We start from the raw sequence: 21839 nt of genomic DNA on the forward strand, positions 1-21839 counted from the left end.
CCACCTCTCTATCCAATCGTCCTATTTGGCGCTTTTTTGAACCTCAGAATGAACCTTGGTTGGAAGTCCCCACAACTTAATAAAGCCAACAGCCGCATCTTGGTCAAAGGTATCCGCACTGGTATAAGTCGCCAAATTTTCATCGTAAAGTGAATTTGGTGATTTCCGAGCCACGACCTGAGCACTCCCCTTATACAGTTTAACTTTTGCAGTCCCATTGACAACTTTTTGAGTTTCTTTAATATAAGCAATCAAGGCTTGTGTAGCCGGACTAAACCACAAAGCATTATAAATGAGATTTGATAATTCATTTTCTATGATTGGTTTAAAATGAGCCACTTCTCTCACAAGTGTCAAATCCTCAATTTCCTTATGAGCTGTCAGCAGGGTCACTGCCCCTGGGCATTCATAGATTTCTCTTGATTTAATCCCAACTAAGCGATTTTCCACGTGGTCAATCCGTCCGACCCCATGTTTTCCAGCTATTTCATTGAGTTTTTGAATCAAATCTGCCAATTTTAGCCCTTCTCCATTGAGGGAAACTGGAACGCCTTCACTAAACTCAATATCAATGTATTCTGGCGTGTCTGGAGCTTGCTCTGGAGAAGATGTGATGCCAAAGGCTTCTTCTGGAGCCTGATTCCATGGATTTTCCAAAATACCACACTCATTGGCACGTCCCCAAAGATTTTGGTCGACAGAGTAGGGATTGTCAAGGTCAGCAGGAACAGGTACCCCATTTTCCTTAGCATAATGAATTTCTTCCTCCCGAGACCATTTCCATTCACGAACTGGCGCAATCACTTTTAAATTGGGATCCAAGGCTGCAATCGATACTTCAAAACGCACTTGGTCATTCCCCTTACCTGTACAACCATGAGCAATTGTAGTCGCTCCTGTCTGATGCGCTATTTCAACCAATTTTTTAGAAATCAGAGGGCGGCTCAAGGCAGATACCAAGGGGTACTTTTGTTCATAGTAGGCATGTGACTGAAGAGCCACTAGCACATAATCTGTAGCAAATTCGTCCTTAACATCAATGACATAAGATTCGACTGCCCCAACCTTGAGAGCCTTATCATGGATGAAATCTAAGTCTTTCCCTTCACCCACATCCATACAAACTGCAACAACATCATAGTCTTTCTTTAACCAGGTAATAGCAACTGATGTGTCCAAACCGCCAGAATAGGCCAAAATTACTTTTTCTTTACTCATGTTCTTTTCCTTCTTTCTATTTTTCAATGGACGCTTTAAAGGCATCCTCAATGAGTTTGTCTAATTCCCCAGAATCCTTCAACTTTTGAATGGTTTTATCGACCGCCTCTTTCAATTCCTTGCTATCTTTTTTCATGGCGACCGCGTAGGAATCATCTTGCTCTTTTTCAAAATCGAGGTCTGCGATTGCTAAATCAGGATTATTTTCCACAAATCCCTTGGCAACTGGTTCTTCAAAGATAACGGCATCCACTTGCCCTGACTTTAAATCTGTAATTAAATTCCCATTTTTAGGCAGAGATACGAGGGATGAATTTTGTAGCAAATCTTTCGCCATCGTTTCTTGAATCGAACCTTTCTGCGCTCCGACCTTTTTCTGCGCTAAGTCGTTTACAGACTGATAAGTAGCCAAGTCAGATTTTTTGACAATGAGCTTATTTTTTGAAGTATAGTAGGGAGTTGAAAAATCGAATACCTTACTCCGTTCATCTGTCTTAGAAACACCAGATATGGCAAGATCGGCTTTTCCTGATTGAACACTAGCCAGTACATTGTCAAAACTCATGGGAGATAGTTCCAATTCGACACCTAGTTCTGTTGCGATAGCCTTGGCTAATTCGATATCTGAACCCACAATCTGATTTTTCCCATCAACCACTTTTTGGTATTCAAATGGAGCAAAATCTGGATTGAGGGCTACAACCAATTTTCCTTTGGACTTGATGGCTTCAATTCCAGCCGATTGATTGTTACTACAAGCAAATAGTAGGGGGAGCATCACTAAACCAAACATCGTCATCAACACCTTCTTCATCTTATTCATAACAAAGCCTCCTTTATGTTTATTCTTTTTGGTTGTATAAATAATACTCCTATCCTCATCATTTGTCAAGCCTAAATTGAAAAAATTTTCAATTTGAAACAAAAAAACCTAGAAATAATACATAAAAATGTCATTCCTAGGCGTATTTATGCTATTTATCTTTGGAAAACATGAGTATTCAGTCAGTCAAAAGTAGCTGGACGAACTCATTTCCCCTCGCCCAATTCAATGATCCGATGACATTGTTGGGCTACATAAGCATCGTGGGTCACAATAATAACTGTTTTCCCCTCGCGATTCATCTCTAAGAGAAACTTCAAGACCAAATCTCTATTTTCAGGATCCAGCGAACCTGTAGGTTCATCGGCTAAAATCAGCTGGCTAGGTTTTAAGATGGCTCTAGCAACTGCAATTCGTTGTTGCTCCCCACCAGACAACTCGGAGACCTTTTGATGCAAAGTAGCTGACAAACCTACTCTCTCTAAAATCTCTTCCACCTTTTTGAGCTTGTCTTTCTTAGACAATTTTACATATTTCAGCGCCAGCATGAGATTGTACTCGACCGTTTCATCATCAATCAGGGCAAAATTTTGAAACAGATAAGAGATATGTTCACGGATTATTGTTTGCGACTTGGCAGAATTAACCGCTAGATTTGTCTGACCAAAAATCTCATACCGTCCGCTATAATCACCATCTATCAAACCTAATAAATTTAACAAGGTCGACTTACCACTACCACTTTTTCCAACGATGGCAACCAAATCCCCCTGATCAATCCTGAGAGACAAGTGATCCAAAATCACTTTCCCCCCAATGGTTTTGGTAATATTTTTCAACTCAATCATAAGATGCCCCCTTTCAATAACTCTACTAAACTTCTTTTCTCCATCCTAGAAGCCAAGGCTAGCACAAATAGTATATCCAGACATGTAAAGCCTGCAAACAGCAGAAGTGGCAAGAACGCATGGGCAAAGAAAATCAAGACTAGAAGAGGCAGACTATAGCCCAGCAAGAGCAGAACTAGAAGAGGGCGATAGCGATCGACCAGTTTCCACCCCATAAACTTCTTGGTAATGATATCCCTGCGCTTCAACAAGAAAGTGGTAACGAGTAAAAAGTAGGAGACAATCATACTGAGAAGAGCAAATAAGGCAAACAGAACGTTAAAATTACGAACAGAATCCCGATAGGTATCAACCATCCCCTCTTGAATTGCTTGAATCGATGAAAATTTTAAATAATTCCCATCTGATAATTTCTCAACTAACTCCGTAATCACTTTTTGATTTTGTTCTGTATTTTCAACTTTCATCGGATTGTTTAAACCTGTCGTTGACAAGCGAGTCTTTTCTTCCCACATCATGTCTTGATCATTTACCAGACTAATGATTGGATTGTGGAGATTTTCCTTTCGCTCATTATTATAAGGGAAGAAAGACCAATCTCCTTCATAATAGGCAATCTCGACATCCATCTCCTCTATCGTTCGTTTTTGCTGCTCTTCATACTTCATCGAATGAAAGGCAATTAACTTCCCCAAGAGCTGATTTTTATCTTCTTCACCTTTCGTACTTGCTGGCATCAAAATAACTTTTTTAATACCGGTATCTGGTAGCTTGAATCCCTTGCTCTTTAGAAAATTGCTATTAGCATAGTAAACATCTACCTTATCTGTTAACTGATATTGCTGAATCTGTTCTGATTGGACAAAATTTTTTACAGGAAGACTGCTACTCTGCACATAGCCCGCCTGCGTTTTTTCTACCAAATCCTGATAAAATCGATAGAAATAATCTGTAGATTTCCCTGACCCTGCTAGCTCTTCTTGCCACAGATTATCATTGAGTTTGAAGGTTTCTAAGGTCAGGTAATTACCTTGGCTTACCCACTGTTGCTGATAAGCAAGTTCTTTGTTTTCTTGTTCTAAACTTCTGCCCACCCCAATCAGTAAGGCCGTCAGTAAAATAGTTGTCCCTATTTTCATCACATAATTGAAAATGAGACCAAGTTTGACAGATGAAAAACCTTTCAACATGGAACTGACTGTCATTTTCTGAATCATCAGATAGGTCAGCCAACTGATGAACAAATACAACTGTAAAAGCAGGAATTGGGATAAGAGTAAACTTGGAAACAAAAGTTTTGGTCTGTAGTCCAGCACTAAAAATAGTCCCAAGTCAATGATAAGACTTCCACCCAAGAGAAGATAAAAATTAGTCTTTACAAAACCAGCTAAAATCGCCCTACTTTGAAAACCAAGTAACTTTTGAACCCCCACTCGTTTCATCTCCATCATCGGCTGATAAACTGTCATTAAAATCACAAGCAAGATTGCCAAGATAAAGATAATGATAGATAGTAACAACTCTTGATTTAGCACTCCAACCTGACTTCGGTAAGTGGGTTCTAATAAAATCGTCTTATCTATCTGGAAAAAATCACTCCACTTTTGTAGAATGGTATCGCGATCTATCTCTTTGCTGGAGGTAATCATGTAGCGCCCATTTACAGTATGGGATTTATCCTCAATATAGGATTGGAAGGTCTGGAGTCGAATGAGTTTCACATTTAAAAAGGTGGGAATGGTTCCTAGATTATTGGGAAGGTCCTGGTTGCTGTAGACTCCCTTCTCATTCTTTGAAAAATCAAGAGAAGTCAAACCGAACTCCTGATAGGGGAAGGTTTCCTTATCAAAAACACCAGCCTTGACTGCCTCATCTCCATTATCTACTTTGATAATAGAGACCTTGTCTTGGCTTGCAACCTCTTCAAAAAACTGGAGAATAGTTTCTGTCGGTTTAGTGACATCTTTCAAGTACAAGTCAAATGAATAAGTTGTCTTGCCCATCTCCTGAATCCGCACTATTTCTCGTGTAACATTTACATTCAGGACAAAAAATGTAGTACACAGCAAGAGCAGGAGCATACAAAGATGACTGATTTTTTTCATAGAGATACCTCCCGTGAAGAGACGAAAGCGAGATAGGTGCAGGTACTTTTCATTTTTTACTAAATTTTAAGTAGGTGTAAATAAATCCTGCACTTATAGCCAGAGTTGTCCACCATTTAAAATCAATATTCAAAAGTGAAAAGATTATAAAACTGATGATTAGCGAGGCTAAAAGATAGACAATAATTAGAATTTTATTTTGCATAGGAATTGCCTTTCTGAATAGATTCTAGTGTTTACAGCTCATTTGTAAAGTTTACAATAAACAACTAGGGCAATTGTCAATCAGAATGTTCTTTTATCTGTCAATAATCCGAGAAAATCTTGTCGTTTCAAGTCGGAGAAATGTTGGGTTGAAAGACTTCCTTTTTGAAGTCCATCATCTCTAACCTGTAAATAATAGCTATGTTGGCTTGTTTTAATTGTCAAAAAATCGCCAAATATAAAAAATTTTTTCCAGTTACGAATCTCAAATTCTTTCATCTCTGATTTTGGAATGCGGATAAGTCCTTGCCGCAAATCACGATGATGCTCACTTGTGAAAGTCATCCCATTCCCAAGATTTCTTATCAGCAGTTCGTCTGGAGTTACCATCACCAACGCTATTTTAGTTAAGAAAATTTCAACTGTTGGTGGTAAAATCGCCAAATTAAACCAGGGATGTAGGTAACGATAAGCTAAGAAATAGTGAGGCCCCTCACCCAATCCTAGTTGTTTATATAAGTCCTTGACCTCACTATCTAACCTCGCTTCAAAAGACACATCTGAATGCTCTTCTTCCTTCTTCTGATTAAAATAACGCATCCAGACTAGGAAACCTATAAAGGCTAGGACAAATATTCCTGATAAGAGATATTTTAAATTGTAGTTCATTACTTAACCTCCTGATTCACTACTCCGCCTAGAGCAGAGTCCTATTTATTTTGAAAATAGTTCCATAACAACTTTAAATAAGACTGGTGTCATTAAAATTAGGATAATTCCTATCACAAATATCATGACTACTCGAAAAAGTTCCTTATTTTTAAACATTTTTCCACCCCTTTTCTAGCTACATCATAGTACTCATTAACCCCATATTAAAATTACACCAAACTTATTTTAGCTTTCTTTTTTACTTTTTATATTACTATGATACAATATTTTTAATAGAATTTTATTCTTTGTTAACTTTTTTCACGAAAAGGAGAAAGCCCATGCGTTATGATTTCGGAAAAGTCTATAAAGACATACGTGAATCAAAAGGATTGACCCAAGAAGAGGTCTGTGGAAATGTCCTCTCAAGAACCAGCCTATCAAAGATTGAAAGCGGTAAGGTAACTCCCAAATATGAAAACATGGAATTTCTTCTCCGGCAAATCAATATGAGTTTTGAAGAGTTTGACTACATCTGCCATCTCTATCAACCGAGCCAACGAACAGAAATCATGCAAACTTATCTCAATATGAGTTCTATCATTGGCAGCAGTAGTCTAGTTGATTTTTTTGAAACATGCCAAGACTACCTCAAGACCCACCACGACCTGCCTATAGAAGAAATAAGGGATATGCTGGAAATTGTCATTCATATCCGTCAACATGGTACAGAGCAACTGTCAGACCAAGTGAAACAGACTGTCAAAAAACTTTGGGAAAAAATTGAAAAACAAGATACATGGTATGAAAATGATCTAAAAATCCTCAATACCATCCTTTTCAGCTTTCCCATTGATCACCTCCATCTCATTACTGGAAAAATCCTGCAACGCTTGGAAGTCTATAAAAACTACCAACATTTATATGACTTACGAATGGCAATCCTACTCAATCTGTCCACCATTTACTTATACCATCAAGACAAAAACATGTGTCAACAAATCTGCTATACTTTACTAGAGGACGCCAAGAACAAGAAAAGCTACGATAGGCTTGCTATCTGCTATGTCCGTATCGGGATTTGTAGGGATGATGCTAAATTGATTCAAAAAGGGGTCTCCCTTCTGGAGCTGACCGAGGAAACTTCTATGCTGTCTCATCTCAAAAAAGAAGTAGAAACCTATTATCAACCGAAGGAAAGATAAAAAGGGATTAGAAAAAACTAACTTCTAAATAAAAGATATTTTAAATTGTAGTTCATCACTTAACCTCCTGATTCACGCCTCTGCCTAAAACAGAGGCCTATTTATTTTGAAAATAGTTCCATAACAACTTTAAATAAGACTGGTAACATTGTATCAAGCTAGAATTCTTTCTTTTCTAGCTACATCATAATTCTCGAATAAATACAAAGTTAAGGGCACTGAATTTGTCAACGCTCGCACAACCCCATTTCACCTATATTATAAATCAACATATATAAACTGTCAAGCAATTTAAGCAATAATCTAAATATTTTTAAAAAGAAGAATTATAGTTATATTTTTGCGCATAAAAAAGATAGCTTCTGCTATCCTCATACATTCTCTGATTGCTTATCCATCAGATATTGTTCCACCTTGAGTGCCATAACTTCATTATTTTCAATTAGATAGAGCACCTTAGCTTTCATATAATAGTCCTTAGCAACAGAGATATCAAGATCCTCTGTTACATTTCCCAACAAACAATATAAATCTGCTAGCCTAAAGCTACTATGATACTTGTTACAAAATTCAATCATCTCCAATAATAGCGCTCTGGACTTGTCCATCTCCTCCTGTTTCCAAAGGTGGTAACAATAATTGTATTTTATTTTGATATACAACTCAATTTGTTCACGCACACTGGTATCGATTTTTGAAAGAGCTACGGAAACCTGTTCATATAGTTGTTCAAATTTCTCCTTATCCTCATCATAGCCTAAGAAAATCAGCAGGGTATTCAAAATATACAAATAATCCACTTTATCAATACTAATCCTACTGAGGATGTCCTCTATTTTTGAAATAGCTAGTTTTAATTGATGTTCACATTGATAGGTTAGAATGGCATCTATCCAGTCCAGATAAATCTTTTCATCAAAAGATAAAGAAGTCTGTTGCTTTCTCTCTCCCTCAAAAGCATATTTCAGAGAGGCATAATCTTGATTTTCCAACAATGTTTCAGACAACCTCTTGAAAGCAAACAAGCCTAGAAACTCTTTCGAAATTTCTCCTGAAAAGAAATAGTCCATATTTAAGCCCATTTTTTCAGATAATTCATATAACAAATCTGCTCCTGGCATATATTTGCCTTGTTCCATGCGACTTATCTGAGTTTGTTGGCAAATTCCTTCTGCCAATTCTTTTTGCGACCAACCCAGCTCTTTTCGCTTATTTTTTAATCTTGTTGCTAATAATGCATGCATGCTATCCACCACTATTTATATTCTATAAAAACATTATACTACTTTTTTGAGAAGATTATGTCATATTGTCTACAAAGAGTGAACAGACTTCTCAAAATGTAAGAAAAAAGAGCTATTAAAAGCTCTTCCCCAATTTCTTAATACCAGCCATTGTTAAGCCAGAAGTTTTTAGCGGCTGTCCATGAACCGTAACGTCCTGCAACATAGGCATCTGCTACACGTTCTTGGTTTTCAGCTGAGTAGTCACCGTTCAAGTATGAATCTGTCAATTGGTAACGTCCGATGTAACGTCCGTTTGTAGCTGTGTAGCTACCACCTGATTCTTTTTGAGCGATCCATTCTTTGGCTTCTGCTTCAGATCCGCTGACAGTTGAAGCAACAGTTTCTTCTGCTACTGTTTCGCTTACTGCTGGAGTTTCTTCCTCTACCTCTGTAGTTTCTGCCACTGTAGCTGAAATAGCTTCATCTTGGGCAGCTGGAGCTTCATAAGTCGTTGAAGCTGATGCTACTGGCGCTGCTGGACCGTCGATAACCAACTCTTGACCAACATAAATCATATGGATGTTGTCAATGTGGTTGTTTTCTGCCAATTTCTCAACTGTTGTGTTGTGAGTTTCAGCGATTTCTGAAAGTGTATCACCTTCTTTAACAGTGTAAGTTGATGATTCTTGAGCAGATACAAATGATGGAGCAAATACTGCAAACAAGGCAGCTACTCCTGCAAGAGTTGTTTTAATCTTTTTAGTTGTTGATTTCATATTTGAAAATTCTCCTTCTTTCTATAGTTCTATGATACCCTTTAAATATTACCGTTTCTTGACACTTTTATGTAGAAATATTACAAAATTATTTTTTATTTCCCTAAATAATGTGTTTTTTGTCATAAAAGATACTATTTTTATGCTATTTGAGGTATTAGAAAGGTTTTCATCCACAATTAAAGTCAAGACCTTTATTCTTTGATATAATAGAGATAAGAATTTTTATAAGGGGAAACTGATGAAATCACTTCGTTTTCAATCTGTCTTTGATATCATCGGACCAGTTATGATTGGCCCATCTAGTAGTCATACCGCTGGTGCTGTTCGTATTGGGAAGATTGTCTCTTCCATTTTTGATGATACTCCGACAGAAGTCGAATTCCAACTTTTTAACTCATTTGCCAAGACCTATCGTGGTCACGGGACAGACCTAGCCCTTGTTGCAGGTATTTTGGGCATGGATACAGATGATCCTGAAATCCCAAACAGCCTGGAAATTGCCCACAAGCGTGGCATCAAAATTGTCTGGACCATTCAGAAAGACAGTAATGCTCCTCATCCAAACACCACTAAAATTACCGTTAAAAATGCTCACAAGACCATCAGCGTAACTGGTATTTCTATCGGTGGAGGAAATATTCAGGTAACCGAACTCAATGGCTTTGCCGTCTCTCTCAATATGAATACACCGACTATCATCATTGTTCATCAAGATATTCCAGGTATGATTGCCCTCGTAACAGAGGCCCTTTCCCGCTATGGTATCAATATCGCCCAGATGAATGTTACTCGTGAAAAAGCTGGTGAAAAAGCCATTATGATTATCGAAGTTGACAGTCGCAACTGTGATGAGGCTATCGAAGAAATTCGAAAAATCCCTCATCTCCACAATGTCAATTTCTTTAAATAGGAGGAAGCATGTTTTATTCTATCAAAGAATTGGTCGAGCAAGCAGATCTGGACTTTCAAGGAAATGTCGCAGAACTCATGATTACAACAGAGTTTGAATTGACCGGTCGCGAACGTGAAGAAGTCTTCCTTCTCATGGAACGCAATCTGGAAGTCATGAAAGCCTCTGTCCAACTTGGCCTCAATGAAAATAAATCTCGTAGTGGCCTGACAGGTGGAGATGCTGCCAAATTAGACCACTACATCAAAAACGGAAAAACCTTGTCAGATTACACGATACTCTCAGCTGCCCGAAATGCCATCGCAGTCAATGAACACAATGCCAAAATGGGCTTGGTCTGTGCCACTCCGACCGCAGGAAGTGCTGGCTGTTTGCCCTCAGTTCTCACTGCTGCTATTGAAAAGTTAGACCTCAGCCACGAGCAACAGCTGGATTTCCTCTTTGCTGCTGGTGCCTTTGGACTAGTCATCGCAAACAATGCCTCTATCTCAGGTGCTGAGGGTGGCTGTCAGGCCGAGGTTGGTTCGGCCTCTGCTATGAGCGCTGCCGCCTTGACTCTAGCTGCTGGTGGGACACCTTATCAGGCCAGTCAAGCCATTGCCTTTGTCATTAAAAATATGCTGGGCCTCATCTGTGACCCTGTTGCTGGTTTGGTTGAAGTTCCCTGTGTCAAACGCAATGCTATGGGAGCTAGCTTTGCCTTCATCGCAGCAGATATGGCCTTGGCGGGTATCGAATCTAAAATCCCTGTAGATGAAGTTATCGATGCCATGTACCAAGTAGGAGCAAGCATGCCAACTGCCTTCCGTGAAACAGCTGAAGGTGGTCTCGCTGCCACCCCTACTGGTCGTCGTCTCCAAAAAGAAATTTTCGGAGAATAAGCTTATCAAATAGGAGAAACTATGACCTCTATCTCAGCTATCTTTTTCGACCTAGATGGAACCCTCGTTGATAGTTCTATCGGAATTCACAATGCCTTTACCTATACTTTTAAGGAGCTAGGCGTGCCTAGCCCTGATGCCCAAACGATTCGTGGTTTTATGGGACCGCCTCTCGAAAGTAGTTTTGCGACCTGCCTGCCCAAAGAACAAATATCTGAAGCTGTGCAGATATACCGTTCTTACTATAAGGAAAAAGGCATCCATGAAGCTCAGCTCTTCCCTCAGATTGTAGAATTGCTTGAGGAATTATCAAGCAATTATCCTCTCTACATCACCACTACAAAGAATACACCAACCGCTCAGGATATGACTAAAAATTTGGGAATCCATCATTTCTTTGAGGACATTTATGGTTCTAGCCCTGAAGCTCCCCATAAGGCAGATGTCATTCGCCAAGCCTTGCAGACACATCAACTAGCACCGGAACAAGCTATCATCATCGGAGATACCAAGTTTGATATGCTGGGAGCTCAAGAAACAGGCATTCAGAAATTGGCCGTCACTTGGGGATTTGGAGAGAAGGCAGATCTACTAGACTATCAACCTGATTATATCGCCCACAAACCCTTAGAAGTTTTGGAGTATTTTCAATAACATAGACTGGGCGACAACCCCATTTCAGAAGAAAATGAAGTAAATCTATACATAACAAAACGCATATTACCAAGGTTTTCAAGTCCTGATAATATGCGTTTTTCTTTTTTATTCAACGTGGGTAGTTTGATTAGCAAAGGCGATAATAGCTTGCTTCAACTCATCTCCGCTGAGAGTGCGGAACTCTTCAATCTTTTGGTCGATAGCTTCTAGAGGCATGACATTAACCTTACCAACGAAAATCTTATCCATAACTTGGTTATCAACCAGTTCGGTGGATACCAAGAGTTCTTCGTAAAGTTTTTCACCTGGGCGGATTCCAACTTCAACGATTGGAATTTCACTTTCGGTGTGTCCACTTAGAAGTACCATTTTCTTGGCCAAGTCATAAATCTTGACTGGTTTGCCCATATCAAGGATAAAGACTTCTCCATCCTTGGCATAAGCACCAGCATGGATAACCAGACGGCTAGCCTCTGGAATGGTCATGAAGTAACGGGTCATGCGGAAATCTGTCACCGTTACAGGACCACCTTCAGCAATCTGACGTTCAAAGACTGGAATCACACTACCTCGGCTACCAAGAACATTCCCAAAACGAACTGCACAGTAGGTCGATTGGCTACGTTGGTTAAAGCCAGTGACAATCAACTCCGCCACGCGCTTGGTTGCTCCCATAACATTTGGTGGATTAACCGCCTTATCTGTCGAAATCATAACCATCTTAGGTACTTTAGCTTCATCAACAGCCTTAGCAACATTGTAGGTTCCACGGATATTGTTTTTAAATGCTTCTTTTGGATTGCGCTCCATCATAGGAACGTGCTTGTGGGCAGCCGCATGATAAACAATAGCTGGCTTGTACTGCTCAAAGACTTGCAAGAGACGGTCATAGTCTTGAATATCCGCAATCACAGGTACATAATCAATTCCTTGGAACTTACGAATCAATTCATGATAAACAAGGTAGATTGAGTTTTCCCCATGACCGAGCAAGACGATGCGTTCAGGATTGAAGCGGCTAACTTGGCGACAGATCTCAGAACCGATTGAACCACCAGCACCTGTAACCAAGATTGTTTTTCCAGTAAGTTCTGCGCCCAGACGCGATTCGTCAAGACGAATTTCCTGACGGCCCAAAAGGTCCGTAATATCAATTTTTTGGAAGCCAGTAGCTGCTTGGTGAAGGCCTTGAACAACAGTTTCAACTTTAGGCATCTTGTAACATTTGACACCCAGCTTATTACACATCTGCAAGATACGCTCATATTCTGACGGATCCAGCGACGGAATCGCAACGATAACACGCTCGATTTGATGGCGTTTAGCTAATTCAGGCAATTCATCATATGAACCCAAAACAGGAATCCCACCAAGTTTTTGGCCCTTTTTCTTAGCGTCCTTATCCAAAATACCGACCAGTTCCAAATCACTGGTTGGATGTTGGTAACTATCCATAAAGAGGGCTCCGCCATCACCAGCACCAATCAAGAAGGTTCGACGGTGTTCTCCATCGCCACTTCCTTTTTTGCGTCTAGAGTAGATTAACTGCCAAGTAATCCGTGGCAATAAAATCAAGAAGGTACTCAACAAGATAAAGAGAATGATGAAACGGATTGAAAAAAGTGGCAAGAAGGCATAGCAGATTCCATAAGACAAAACACTGCTAGCAGTCACACCAAAAAAGATTTTCATAAAGTCCGTAATCTTGCTGTAACGACTAATACTAGCATTCAACCCCCAAAATGCAATCATCAATTGATAGAACAGGAAGGCCAAACTCGTATAGATAATGTAGTCAACAGGTGCTGGATTAATCAAGCCGTAGAATAAGATATAAGATACAATGATGGAAACCACCATACTCAAAATATCAAATATTCCCCAGAAAACCTGTTTTTGTTGTTTATTTAAAATTTCCACCAGATCAATCACATAATCTGTTAGTTTTTTATTCATGTCAATCTACTCCTCCTTAAAAGAGCTGGATATTTATATTGTTATTATAACACTTTTTATCCAGTTTACGATTTACTACAATCTTTTAATTGCTTTTTCGTAACAGTTTCATAAAAATAAACTGTCTGACAAATCCTGGACAAAGAGCAACAACCATCTGAATGGCAACACTCTTGGCATACTCCATGTAAGAAATTTGCCCTCTCTTCAGCATGCGCTGACGAGCTTGACGATAGAGTTTGAGGTAACGCAGTCCCCCACGACGCTCAAACATCCCTGCTCCGACACGAACCTGACACAAGATTTGATCCAGATTTCCAGTCTTGGCTCCTGCAGCAATCATATTGAGCCAGAGGAGGTCATCTTCCATATAAAGTCCATCCTCATAGTTGCCTGCCTTGAGAACCATGTCCTTCTTGAACATGACAGTCATGTGGTTAAAGGCACTTCTCATCCTTTGATAAGCCACAATATCTGCATGTTGAGTCGGAACACGACGGTAAGAAACAATCTCATCAGGATTATCAATAAACTCTGCAATATGTCCACCTAATAGGTCGAGCTTGTCCTTCTCCATTAGCTGAACCTGTTTTTCAAAACGATCTGGAACAGCTATATCATCTGTATCCATACGAGCGATGATATCATACTGACACTGCAAAACACCCTGTCGAAGAGCCAGACCCAAACCTTGATTCTGCTCAAGAGGATAGCGTTTCACTGGAATATCAGACTCAGCTTCAAGCTGGTCTAATACCTGATAGAGCTCAGGTGTCAAAGGCCCATCCTCAACCAGAACCAATTCGCTCGGTTTCAGGGTCTGATTTTGAACACTCTCAATAGCATCCTTTAAAAATGTCGGATTTTCCTTGATATAGACCGACATCAATACGCTGATTTTTTGCTTTTCAGACACAGTTTTTCTCCAATGTATAGATTTCCTTCCACTATTTTATCATAATTTTCAAGACTTTCCCATTTTTATCTTGAAAGCCAGAAACCTTACTTGACATTATAGTGAAAAAGCCTTAAAATAAGCTGTTATTAAAATCAGCTAGAAGAGGTATTATATGAAAAAGCAATCACTCTTTTTTGTTCCAGGTATTATCCTGATTGGTGTTTCCTTGCGGACTCCTTTTACTGTTTTACCCATTATTTTGGGAGATATTTCGCAAGGGTTGGGAGTAGAAGTTAGTTCGCTTGGTGTCTTGACCAGCCTTCCTCTCCTCATGTTTACCCTCTTCTCGCTCTTTTCTACCCGACTGGCTCAAAAAATCGGCTTGGAGCATCTCTTCACTTACAGCCTTTTCTTCTTGACCATCGGTTCTCTCATTCGACTAATCAATCTGCCCCTGCTCTATCTAGGAACCTTGATGGTTGGGGCAAGTATCGCAGTCATCAATGTTCTGCTTCCTAGTCTCATCCAAGCCAATCAACCAAAGAAGATTGGATTTCTGACAACCTTATATGTAACTTCTATGGGGATTGCAACGGCTCTGGCTTCCTATCTAGCCGTGCCTATTACACAAGCCAGTTCTTGGAAAGGACTTATCATCCTCCTCACCCTACTCTGTCTAGCAACTTTTTTGGTCTGGCTGCCTAATCACCGCTATAATCACAGACTGGCTCCACAAACCAAACAAAAAAGCAAAGCAAAGGTCATGCATAATAAACAGGTCTGGGCAGTGATTGTCTTTGCAGGTTTTCAATCCTTGCTCTTTTACACCGCTATGACCTGGCTACCTACCATGGCCATCCATGCAGGCCTATCCAGTCACGAAGCTGGATTGCTGACTTCTATCTTCTCTCTGATTAGCATTCCTTTTTCAATGACCATCCCAAGCCTGACAACCAGCTTATCTACTCGCAACCGTCAGCTCATGCTTACTCTGGTCTCACTGGCTGGTGTTGTCGGCATTTCCATGCTCTTTTTCCCAGTCGGTAATTTCTTTTACTGGCTTACCATCCATCTCCTCATCGGAACCGCAACCAGCGCCCTCTTCCCCTATCTCATGGTCAACTTTTCACTCAAGACAAGCGCCCCTGAAAAGACAGCCCAATTGTCCGGTCTATCTCAAACAGGAGGCTATATCCTGGCAGCCTTTGGACCGACTCTCTTTGGTTACAGTTTTGACCTGTTCCATTCTTGGGTGCCAGCTGTAGCTGCCCTCTTGCTCGTCGATATCCTGATGACTGTGGCCCTCTTTACAGTGGACAGAGCCGATAAAATCCTTTAATTTTTCTAAAATCCATCACAGCTATAAATAATGCAAAGCTAGACAAAGTCTAGCTTTTTTGGTGCTTACACTAACAAAAAGTACTATCCATCTGTTAGTAGAAAGATGACATTTTTGATATAATAAAATGTATAGACACTAATTGTCATACGAAAAATACATTAGTTTATAAGATGACTACTATTTTAAACGAGGTACACAGAATGGATGAACAGAAATACAATTTGTATCAAAGTTTAGCAGAGTTAGATAAGCTCATTGATGTCGAAACTAAAGAAACAGACTCCCCTAATTTTACACTTATTACTGAAAAGCTTAAAGCATTGCAGGAGAATTTCCCAGAATCTGAAAAACTTGCAGAGGCATGTGCTAGAGTTTTGGTGAAGCTATCAGCTATGCAAACTACCGAAAAGGACCTAGTATTTACCATCGAAAAGATACTAACTTTATATAAAGAATTTCCTGATTCTAAGGATATTGCTTTACAGTATGCTAAGATTTTAGTCAATTTATCCACCCAGCAGACTGTGTTGAAGGAACTGGAGGCGACTGTTGAGAAAGTACAAGGCCTGCAACATCAATTCCAAGATTCACACGATATAGCTTTGCAGTACGCTATTATTTTATTCAATTTATCCACCCAGCAGACTGTATTGAAAGAACTGGAGGCTACTGCTGAGAAAGTACAAGGCCTGCAACATCAATTCCATGATTCACACGATATAGCTTTACGTTATGCTAAGATTTTGATCAATTTATCAAGTAAGCAGACTGAATTGAACGAGCTAGAAACTACTGTTAAGAAAGTACAAGTTTTGCAACAACAATTTCATGATTCCCCTAATATAGCTTTACCGTATGCCATGATTTTGGTCAATTTATCAACCCAACAGATTGAAATCAGCGAACTAAAAGATACTGCTGAGAAAGTACAGGAATTGCAACAACAATTCCATGATTCCCCTGATATAGCTTTACAATATGCTCAGATTTTGTTCAATTTATCAATCAAGCAGATTGAAATCAACGAACTGAAGGCCACTACTGAGAAATTACAGGAACTACTTAAACAGTTCCCAGATTCACATAATATAGCAGAAGCATTTTCTATGTTCTTGGTCAACTTATCAGTCAAGCAGACTGAAGCCGAAGATCGGGAGGTTACTGCTGAGAATTTACAGGAGATACTCAAACAGTTCCCGAATTCACATAATATAGCAGTAGCAGTTGCTAGAATGTTGTTCAATTTATCAATCGAGTATACTGAAATCAACAAACTAAACTCTACTGCTGAAAAATTACAGGAATTACTCACGCAGTTCTCTAATTCACATGATATAGCGGAAATCTTCTCTTCATTTTTGGTCAATTTATCAGCTAAACAAACCGAAGTTGAAGATCGGGAGATTACTGCTGAAAAATTGCAAGAAATCCAGGAACAATTCCTGGATTCACACGATATAGCTTTGAAGTATGCCATGATTCTGTTCAATGTATCAACCAACCAGACTGGTGTGGCAGAGCTGGAGACTACTGCTGAGAAAGTAAAAGGCTTGCAACAACAATTCCAAGAGTCTGAAGAAATTGCTTTTATATATGGTATGTTTTTAGCAAGTTTATCCAATCATCAAACGGAGTTAGGTGAACGTCTTCAAACCAAAGAAACAATTAAAAAACTCTATGAACAGTTCTCCAAATTTATGTTACAAAATTTTGATGATCTATTTTTTCGTGATGATAATGTTTGTTATAGAGAGGAGTACAAGCTATTCAACTTTATCCTAAAAGAAGGTCTTTTAAAGAATACTAAATATGCTATTTTACAAACATGGGCAGAGCGTTATAAAGAAAACTCGAGTGAACTAAAGAACTTGCTATCAATTTATCAACTTGTTCAAAAAATTAAGTATCAACTGGGACTAAAAGACGAAGATAAAAATCAGATGCTTAAATTCGGCCACTACACCAAGGGAAGCACTCTCCAAATTATGTTAAATCAAGAGGGGAATGATAAGAAGGATTTTTCAGTATCTGGAAAAACTCGCTTATATAATGCTAATTATATGAATGATCCTGAAGAAGGAATCGTCATAGAACAGATATTGGGCTTAGATAGACGAGATATTTTGGAACCAAGCTCATGGTTTTTAATGAGTTTTACAAACAAAACGGATGATTTGGCCATGTGGTCCCAGTATGGTGATGATGCCAAAGGTGTTTGTCTGGTACTTCGAGAAGATGATTTTTCTAGATTTACTTCCTTCAATGATGTTTCTTGGCGTCAAGAAAAAAACTTTTTAGAATTCTCTGATAAGATGTATTTACTGAAATCTGAATTAAATAGTGGTTTTGAAAAATCTATCTTTCGGAGTGAAAGTGAAAATTCAGTCGATACTGTTAATGATGAAGGAACTGAACCGAATTCTGTAGAAAAAGATAGTGATTCAAAAAGGAATAGTGATTATCTCTACCGAATTGCCTATGTTAGGCATACAGAGGAAAATTTAAAACTAGAACGAACTGAACTATTTGAGAAGTCGGAAATAGAAGAATTAGAAAAATTGTTGAATAGTTTAAAAGAAAAACTAGATATCGGTTCAAAAATCACGGAGAAGAATTATCAAGATGCCATCTCTGAATGTATCGAAGAAATTCGCTACTTATTTAAATCTGTCGATTACAAATATGAAAACGAACTTCGTATCTTACGCTATGCTAATCTAGACCCAAGTAATAAGGAAATCAAAATTGACAAAACCTCTGGAGTAGGTAAACTTTATATAGAACGAAAAAATTCAATTCAAATCGGTGAAGTCATTTTCGGTCCTAAGTTTCCGAATCCTGAGTATGTAACTCCTTTACTAAAACTATTGGATGAAAATATTGATTATAAAAAATCTACGATAAAATTTAGATAAAGACAGATAAAATCCTCTAAACTTCTAGTTTTTCCTAGAAGTTTTTTATATATAAAAATTTTACACATTTCTCTTGACAGGGCTTTCTTTTAGATGTACAATGTATGTGTAGAAAAATTATATATAAAAATCTTACACATTAGACAAGGAGGTTTCCCATGTACTTTCCAACATCCTCTGCCTTGATTGAATTTCTCATCTTGGCCGTACTGGAAAAAGGGGATTCTTATGGTTATGAGATTAGCCAAACCATTAAGCTCATCGCTAATATCAAAGAATCCACACTCTATCCTATCCTAAAAAAATTGGAGGGCAATAGCTTTCTGACAACCTATTCTAGAGAGTTCCAAGGTCGCATGCGTAAATACTACTCCTTGACAAACGGTGGTGTAGAGCAGCTCTTGACCCTAAAAGATGAATGGACACTCTATACAGACACCATCAATGGCATCATAGAAGGGAGTATCCGCCATGACAAGAACTGAATACCTGACTCAGCTAGAACTCTATCTCAAAAAACTGCCTCAGGCTGACCAAATTGAAGCCATGGACTATTTCAGGGAACTCTTTGACGATGCTGGAGTCGAAGGAGAGGAAGAACTCATCGCTAGCTTAGGAACTCCCAAAGAAGCAGCTCACGAAGTTCTCTCTAATCTCCTCGATAAAAAAATCAATGAAGCACCCGCTCAAAAAAATAACCGACAAATTTTGCATATCGCCTTGTTAGCTCTCCTTGCAGCACCCATCGGTATTCCTCTGGGAATCGCCATCCTCGTGTCCCTGTTCGCAATCTTTGTGGCAGCCTTGACTGTCATTCTAGCTTTCTTTGCGGTTTCCATACTTGGTATCATCGGCGGATTCCTATTTTTAGTTGAAAGTTTCACTGTCTTAGCCCAAGCTAAATCAGCCTTTATCTTGATTTTTGGTGCTGGTTTACTGGCTATCGGTGCTTCTTCACTAGTCTTACTAGGTATTTCCTATGTAGCCCGCTTCTTCGGCCTACTCATTGTTCGCCTGGTGCAATTTGTTCTCAAAAAAGGAAAGAGAGGTGACCAGCATGCGTAAATTGACAAAAGGATTTCTCATTTTTGGTGTGGTGACTACCATTATCGGCTTTATCCTTCTCTTTGTAGGGATCCAAGCTGACGGGATTAAGAGTCTGCTTGCCATGTCCAAGGAACCTGTCTATGATAGTCGGATGGAAGAGTTGACCTTTGGCAAGGAAGTCGAAAACCTAGAGATTACTCTCCATCAACACGCACTGACCATCACAGACTCTTTCGATGATCAAATCCACATTTCTTACCATCCATCTATTTCTGCTCACCATGATCTTATCACAAATCAAAACGATAAAACGCTGAGCCTCACTGATAAGAAACTGTCTGAAACTCCATTTCTCTCTTCTGGAATTGGCGGGATTCTCCATATCGCAAGCAGCTACTCTCGTCGTTTTGAAGAAGTTATTCTCCAATTGCCAAAAGGGAGAACTCTAAAAGGAATCAACATCTCAGCAAATCGCGGTCAAACCAGTATCACCAATGCCAGCCTTGAAAATGCGACCCTCAATACCAATAATGCCTATCTCCTCCGAATTGAAGGAAGTCGTATCAAAAACAGTAAAGTCACAACCCCTAATATCATTAATATCTTTGATACAGACCTTACAGATAGTCAGCTAGAGTCAACAGAACATCACTTCCACGCTGAAAATATCCAAGTCCATGGTAGGGTTGAACTGACTGCCAAATATTATCTCAGAATCATCCTAGACCAGAAAGAGAGCCAACGAATTAACTGGGACATCTCAAGCAACTATGGTTCTATCCACCAATTCACAAGAGAAAAGCCTGAATCAAGAGGCACGGAATTAAGCAACCCTTACAAAACTGAAAAAACCGATGTCAAGGATCAACTCATTGCGAGATCTGATGATGATATTGAACTAATATCCACACCAAACAGACGTTGACAAAAGCGCTTACATCTGCTACTATGGAAGCATATTTATCTAACTAAAAAGGAGGTTCTACCATGAAACAAGAATGGTTTGAAAGTAATGATTTTGTAAAAACAACAAGCAAGAACAAGCCTAAAGAGCAAGCTCAAGATGTTGCAGACAAGGCTGAAGAAACGATAGCCGATCTCGATACACCAATTGAAAAAAATACTCAAGTAGAGGAGGAAGTCTCTCAAGCTGAAGTCGAACTTGAAAGCCAGCAAGAAGAGAAAATTGAAACGCCTGAAGACAGTGAAGCGAGAACAGAAATAGAAGAAAAGAAAGCATTAGATTCTACTGAGGAAGAGCAAGACCTTTCTAAAGAAACAGAAAAAGTCACTATAGCTGAAGAGAGTCAAGAAGCACTTCCTCAGCAAAAAACAACTACGAAAGAGCCCCTTCTTCTCAGTAAATCCTTAGAAAGTCCTTATATTCCCGACCAAGCTCCAAAATCTACGGATAAATGGAAAGAGCAAGTGCTTGATTTTTGGTCTTGGCTAGTGGAGGCTCTCAAATCTCCTACAAGCAAGCTTGAAACAAGTAGCACACACAGCTACACAGCCTTTCTCTTGCTCATTCTGTGTTCTGCATCTTCCTTTTTCTTTAGTATCTACCACATCAAACATGCTTACTATGGACATATAGCAACTATAAACAGCCACTTCCCTGAACAATTTGCTTCATTAACTCTCTTTTCGATTATCTCTATCCTAGTAGCGACAACACTCTTCTTCTTTTCATTCCTCTTGGGTAGTTTCGTCGTGAGACGATTTATCTACCAAGAAAAGGACTGGACGCTAGAAAAGGTTCTCCAACAATATAGTCAACTCTTGGCAATTCCAATCTTCCTCACTGCCATTGCTAGTTTCTTTGCCTTCTTTGACAGCCTACGATTTTCAGCCCTTTTGTGTGTGATTAGCATTGGAATCATTCTGCTTGCTAGTCTCCATATCATTACAAGACCAAGTCAAACAAGTGAAACAGACTCCTTCTATCAATTATTCTTGTCTGTCCTTGTGAACGGAGTCATTATCCTCCTCTTCTTTGTAGCTGAAGTAGCACTGATTGGGGATTATCTTCGTATCTTGGCCTTTCTTTAAACTTTAATCCTGTCTTTCATGGCAGGATTTTTTATATATCAAAAAGCAAGTCAATTGACCTGCTTCTGCTTTACTTTTCTTGTGCTAATGTTTTAAAATCTTTGTCTAAGATGGGTTGGATT

General features: G+C 39.1%; 19 protein-coding genes. 10 read left to right on the top strand and 9 right to left on the bottom strand.

Annotated elements, in window-relative coordinates:
* Window positions 1-21 precede the first annotated feature (21 nt).
* The 5 genes from N8M20_RS01300 to N8M20_RS01320 form a co-directional block, all read right to left on the bottom strand.
* Entirely contained in the window at window positions 22-1218 is a 1197-nt protein-coding gene (locus tag N8M20_RS01300; RefSeq protein ID WP_173307352.1) for an argininosuccinate synthase, read from the bottom strand.
* A gap of 16 nt (window positions 1219-1234) precedes the next feature.
* Window positions 1235-2041, bottom strand: coding sequence for an ABC transporter substrate-binding protein (locus N8M20_RS01305; RefSeq protein ID WP_261078792.1), 807 nt, complete (start codon window positions 2039-2041; stop codon window positions 1235-1237).
* Window positions 2042-2247: 206 nt separating this feature from the next.
* Window positions 2248-2889: an ABC transporter ATP-binding protein gene (locus N8M20_RS01310; RefSeq protein WP_173219439.1), complete on the bottom strand. Its 642-nt coding sequence runs from the start codon at window positions 2887-2889 to the stop codon at window positions 2248-2250.
* Window positions 2886-4994 carry a bacteriocin-associated integral membrane family protein gene (locus tag N8M20_RS01315; protein ID WP_261078793.1) on the bottom strand — a complete coding sequence of 703 codons (2109 nt, stop codon included), beginning with the start codon at window positions 4992-4994 and terminating at the stop codon, window positions 2886-2888. Before N8M20_RS01315 ends, N8M20_RS01310 begins: the two co-directional genes overlap by 4 nt.
* A gap of 285 nt (window positions 4995-5279) precedes the next feature.
* Complete coding sequence (locus N8M20_RS01320; RefSeq protein ID WP_261078794.1) at window positions 5280-5867, bottom strand: hypothetical protein; 588 nt, start codon at window positions 5865-5867, stop codon at window positions 5280-5282.
* 323 nt (window positions 5868-6190) lie between these two features.
* On the opposite strand from N8M20_RS01320, the gene N8M20_RS01325 reads away from it, so the two are divergent.
* Window positions 6191-7054 (top strand): helix-turn-helix domain-containing protein, encoded by an 864-nt coding sequence (locus N8M20_RS01325; RefSeq protein ID WP_261078795.1) that lies wholly within the window; start codon window positions 6191-6193, stop codon window positions 7052-7054.
* 371 nt (window positions 7055-7425) lie between these two features.
* Here the strand turns inward: N8M20_RS01325 and N8M20_RS01330 are convergent, their stop codons facing one another.
* Window positions 7426-8298, bottom strand: coding sequence for a helix-turn-helix domain-containing protein (locus N8M20_RS01330; protein ID WP_261078797.1), 873 nt, complete (start codon window positions 8296-8298; stop codon window positions 7426-7428).
* A 137-nt stretch (window positions 8299-8435) separates the two neighbouring features.
* Window positions 8436-9056 carry an aggregation-promoting factor gene (gene apf, locus N8M20_RS01335; protein WP_261078799.1) on the bottom strand — a complete coding sequence of 207 codons (621 nt, stop codon included), beginning with the start codon at window positions 9054-9056 and terminating at the stop codon, window positions 8436-8438.
* 241 nt (window positions 9057-9297) lie between these two features.
* On the opposite strand from apf, the gene sdaAB reads away from it, so the two are divergent.
* The 3 genes from sdaAB to N8M20_RS01350 are packed head-to-tail and all read left to right on the top strand — an operon-like array spanning window position 9298 to window position 11504.
* Window positions 9298-9969: an L-serine ammonia-lyase, iron-sulfur-dependent subunit beta gene (sdaAB, locus tag N8M20_RS01340; RefSeq protein ID WP_000838912.1), complete on the top strand. Its 672-nt coding sequence runs from the start codon at window positions 9298-9300 to the stop codon at window positions 9967-9969.
* Between the two features lie 8 nt (window positions 9970-9977).
* Window positions 9978-10850 carry an L-serine ammonia-lyase, iron-sulfur-dependent, subunit alpha gene (sdaAA, locus tag N8M20_RS01345; RefSeq protein WP_000500041.1) on the top strand — a complete coding sequence of 291 codons (873 nt, stop codon included), beginning with the start codon at window positions 9978-9980 and terminating at the stop codon, window positions 10848-10850.
* A 21-nt stretch (window positions 10851-10871) separates the two neighbouring features.
* On the top strand, window positions 10872-11504 hold the full coding sequence (locus tag N8M20_RS01350) for an HAD family hydrolase (RefSeq protein ID WP_261078800.1): 633 nt from the start codon (window positions 10872-10874) through the stop codon (window positions 11502-11504).
* Window positions 11505-11612: 108 nt separating this feature from the next.
* Here N8M20_RS01350 and N8M20_RS01355 read toward each other — a convergent pair whose 3' ends face one another.
* A complete protein-coding gene (locus tag N8M20_RS01355) occupies window positions 11613-13463 on the bottom strand; it encodes a polysaccharide biosynthesis protein (RefSeq protein WP_049521386.1) in 1851 nt (616 codons plus the stop codon).
* Window positions 13464-13548: 85 nt separating this feature from the next.
* Window positions 13549-14379, bottom strand: a complete 831-nt coding sequence (locus N8M20_RS01360) for a glycosyltransferase (RefSeq protein WP_261078801.1) — start codon at window positions 14377-14379, stop codon at window positions 13549-13551.
* Window positions 14380-14533: 154 nt separating this feature from the next.
* Between N8M20_RS01360 and N8M20_RS01365 the strand changes: the two genes are divergently transcribed.
* The 6 genes from N8M20_RS01365 (at window position 14534) to N8M20_RS01390 (ending at window position 21717) form a co-directional block, all read left to right on the top strand.
* On the top strand, window positions 14534-15700 hold the full coding sequence (locus tag N8M20_RS01365) for a CynX/NimT family MFS transporter (RefSeq protein ID WP_261078802.1): 1167 nt from the start codon (window positions 14534-14536) through the stop codon (window positions 15698-15700).
* A gap of 203 nt (window positions 15701-15903) precedes the next feature.
* Window positions 15904-18618, top strand: a complete 2715-nt coding sequence (locus N8M20_RS01370; protein ID WP_261078803.1) for a DUF2971 domain-containing protein — start codon at window positions 15904-15906, stop codon at window positions 18616-18618.
* A gap of 158 nt (window positions 18619-18776) precedes the next feature.
* On the top strand, window positions 18777-19103 hold the full coding sequence (locus N8M20_RS01375) for a PadR family transcriptional regulator (RefSeq protein WP_261078804.1): 327 nt from the start codon (window positions 18777-18779) through the stop codon (window positions 19101-19103).
* Window positions 19090-19683 carry a DUF1700 domain-containing protein gene (locus tag N8M20_RS01380; protein WP_049525096.1) on the top strand — a complete coding sequence of 198 codons (594 nt, stop codon included), beginning with the start codon at window positions 19090-19092 and terminating at the stop codon, window positions 19681-19683. Before N8M20_RS01375 ends, N8M20_RS01380 begins: the two co-directional genes overlap by 14 nt.
* Window positions 19676-20590 carry a DUF4097 domain-containing protein gene (locus N8M20_RS01385; RefSeq protein ID WP_261078805.1) on the top strand — a complete coding sequence of 305 codons (915 nt, stop codon included), beginning with the start codon at window positions 19676-19678 and terminating at the stop codon, window positions 20588-20590. The genes N8M20_RS01380 and N8M20_RS01385 overlap by 8 nt, the downstream gene beginning before the upstream one ends.
* Window positions 20591-20652: 62 nt before the next feature.
* Window positions 20653-21717: a DUF6574 domain-containing protein gene (locus N8M20_RS01390; protein ID WP_261078806.1), complete on the top strand. Its 1065-nt coding sequence runs from the start codon at window positions 20653-20655 to the stop codon at window positions 21715-21717.
* Window positions 21718-21839 lie beyond the last annotated feature (122 nt).

Source organism: Streptococcus mitis, assembly GCF_946190275.1.
In the GTDB taxonomy this organism is placed as follows: Bacteria; Bacillota; Bacilli; order Lactobacillales; family Streptococcaceae; genus Streptococcus; species Streptococcus mitis_DC.

What these genes read in the sequence shown, in the direction of transcription:
- N8M20_RS01300 (WP_173307352.1), bottom strand. Translation starts at nt 1,218, where the DNA reads ATGAGTAAAGAAAAAGTAATTTTGGCCTATTCTGGCGGTTTGGACACA.
- N8M20_RS01305 (WP_261078792.1), bottom strand. Translation starts at nt 2,041, where the DNA reads ATGAATAAGATGAAGAAGGTGTTGATGACGATGTTTGGTTTAGTGATG.
- N8M20_RS01310 (WP_173219439.1), bottom strand. Translation starts at nt 2,889, where the DNA reads ATGATTGAGTTGAAAAATATTACCAAAACCATTGGGGGGAAAGTGATT.
- N8M20_RS01315 (WP_261078793.1), bottom strand. Translation starts at nt 4,994, where the DNA reads ATGAAAAAAATCAGTCATCTTTGTATGCTCCTGCTCTTGCTGTGTACT.
- N8M20_RS01320 (WP_261078794.1), bottom strand. Translation starts at nt 5,867, where the DNA reads ATGAACTACAATTTAAAATATCTCTTATCAGGAATATTTGTCCTAGCC.
- N8M20_RS01325 (WP_261078795.1), top strand. Translation starts at nt 6,191, where the DNA reads ATGCGTTATGATTTCGGAAAAGTCTATAAAGACATACGTGAATCAAAA.
- N8M20_RS01330 (WP_261078797.1), bottom strand. Translation starts at nt 8,298, where the DNA reads ATGCATGCATTATTAGCAACAAGATTAAAAAATAAGCGAAAAGAGCTG.
- apf (WP_261078799.1), bottom strand. Translation starts at nt 9,056, where the DNA reads ATGAAATCAACAACTAAAAAGATTAAAACAACTCTTGCAGGAGTAGCT.
- sdaAB (WP_000838912.1), top strand. Translation starts at nt 9,298, where the DNA reads ATGAAATCACTTCGTTTTCAATCTGTCTTTGATATCATCGGACCAGTT.
- sdaAA (WP_000500041.1), top strand. Translation starts at nt 9,978, where the DNA reads ATGTTTTATTCTATCAAAGAATTGGTCGAGCAAGCAGATCTGGACTTT.
- N8M20_RS01350 (WP_261078800.1), top strand. Translation starts at nt 10,872, where the DNA reads ATGACCTCTATCTCAGCTATCTTTTTCGACCTAGATGGAACCCTCGTT.
- N8M20_RS01355 (WP_049521386.1), bottom strand. Translation starts at nt 13,463, where the DNA reads ATGAATAAAAAACTAACAGATTATGTGATTGATCTGGTGGAAATTTTA.
- N8M20_RS01365 (WP_261078802.1), top strand. Translation starts at nt 14,534, where the DNA reads ATGAAAAAGCAATCACTCTTTTTTGTTCCAGGTATTATCCTGATTGGT.
- N8M20_RS01370 (WP_261078803.1), top strand. Translation starts at nt 15,904, where the DNA reads ATGGATGAACAGAAATACAATTTGTATCAAAGTTTAGCAGAGTTAGAT.
- N8M20_RS01375 (WP_261078804.1), top strand. Translation starts at nt 18,777, where the DNA reads ATGTACTTTCCAACATCCTCTGCCTTGATTGAATTTCTCATCTTGGCC.
- N8M20_RS01380 (WP_049525096.1), top strand. Translation starts at nt 19,090, where the DNA reads ATGACAAGAACTGAATACCTGACTCAGCTAGAACTCTATCTCAAAAAA.
- N8M20_RS01385 (WP_261078805.1), top strand. Translation starts at nt 19,676, where the DNA reads ATGCGTAAATTGACAAAAGGATTTCTCATTTTTGGTGTGGTGACTACC.
- N8M20_RS01390 (WP_261078806.1), top strand. Translation starts at nt 20,653, where the DNA reads ATGAAACAAGAATGGTTTGAAAGTAATGATTTTGTAAAAACAACAAGC.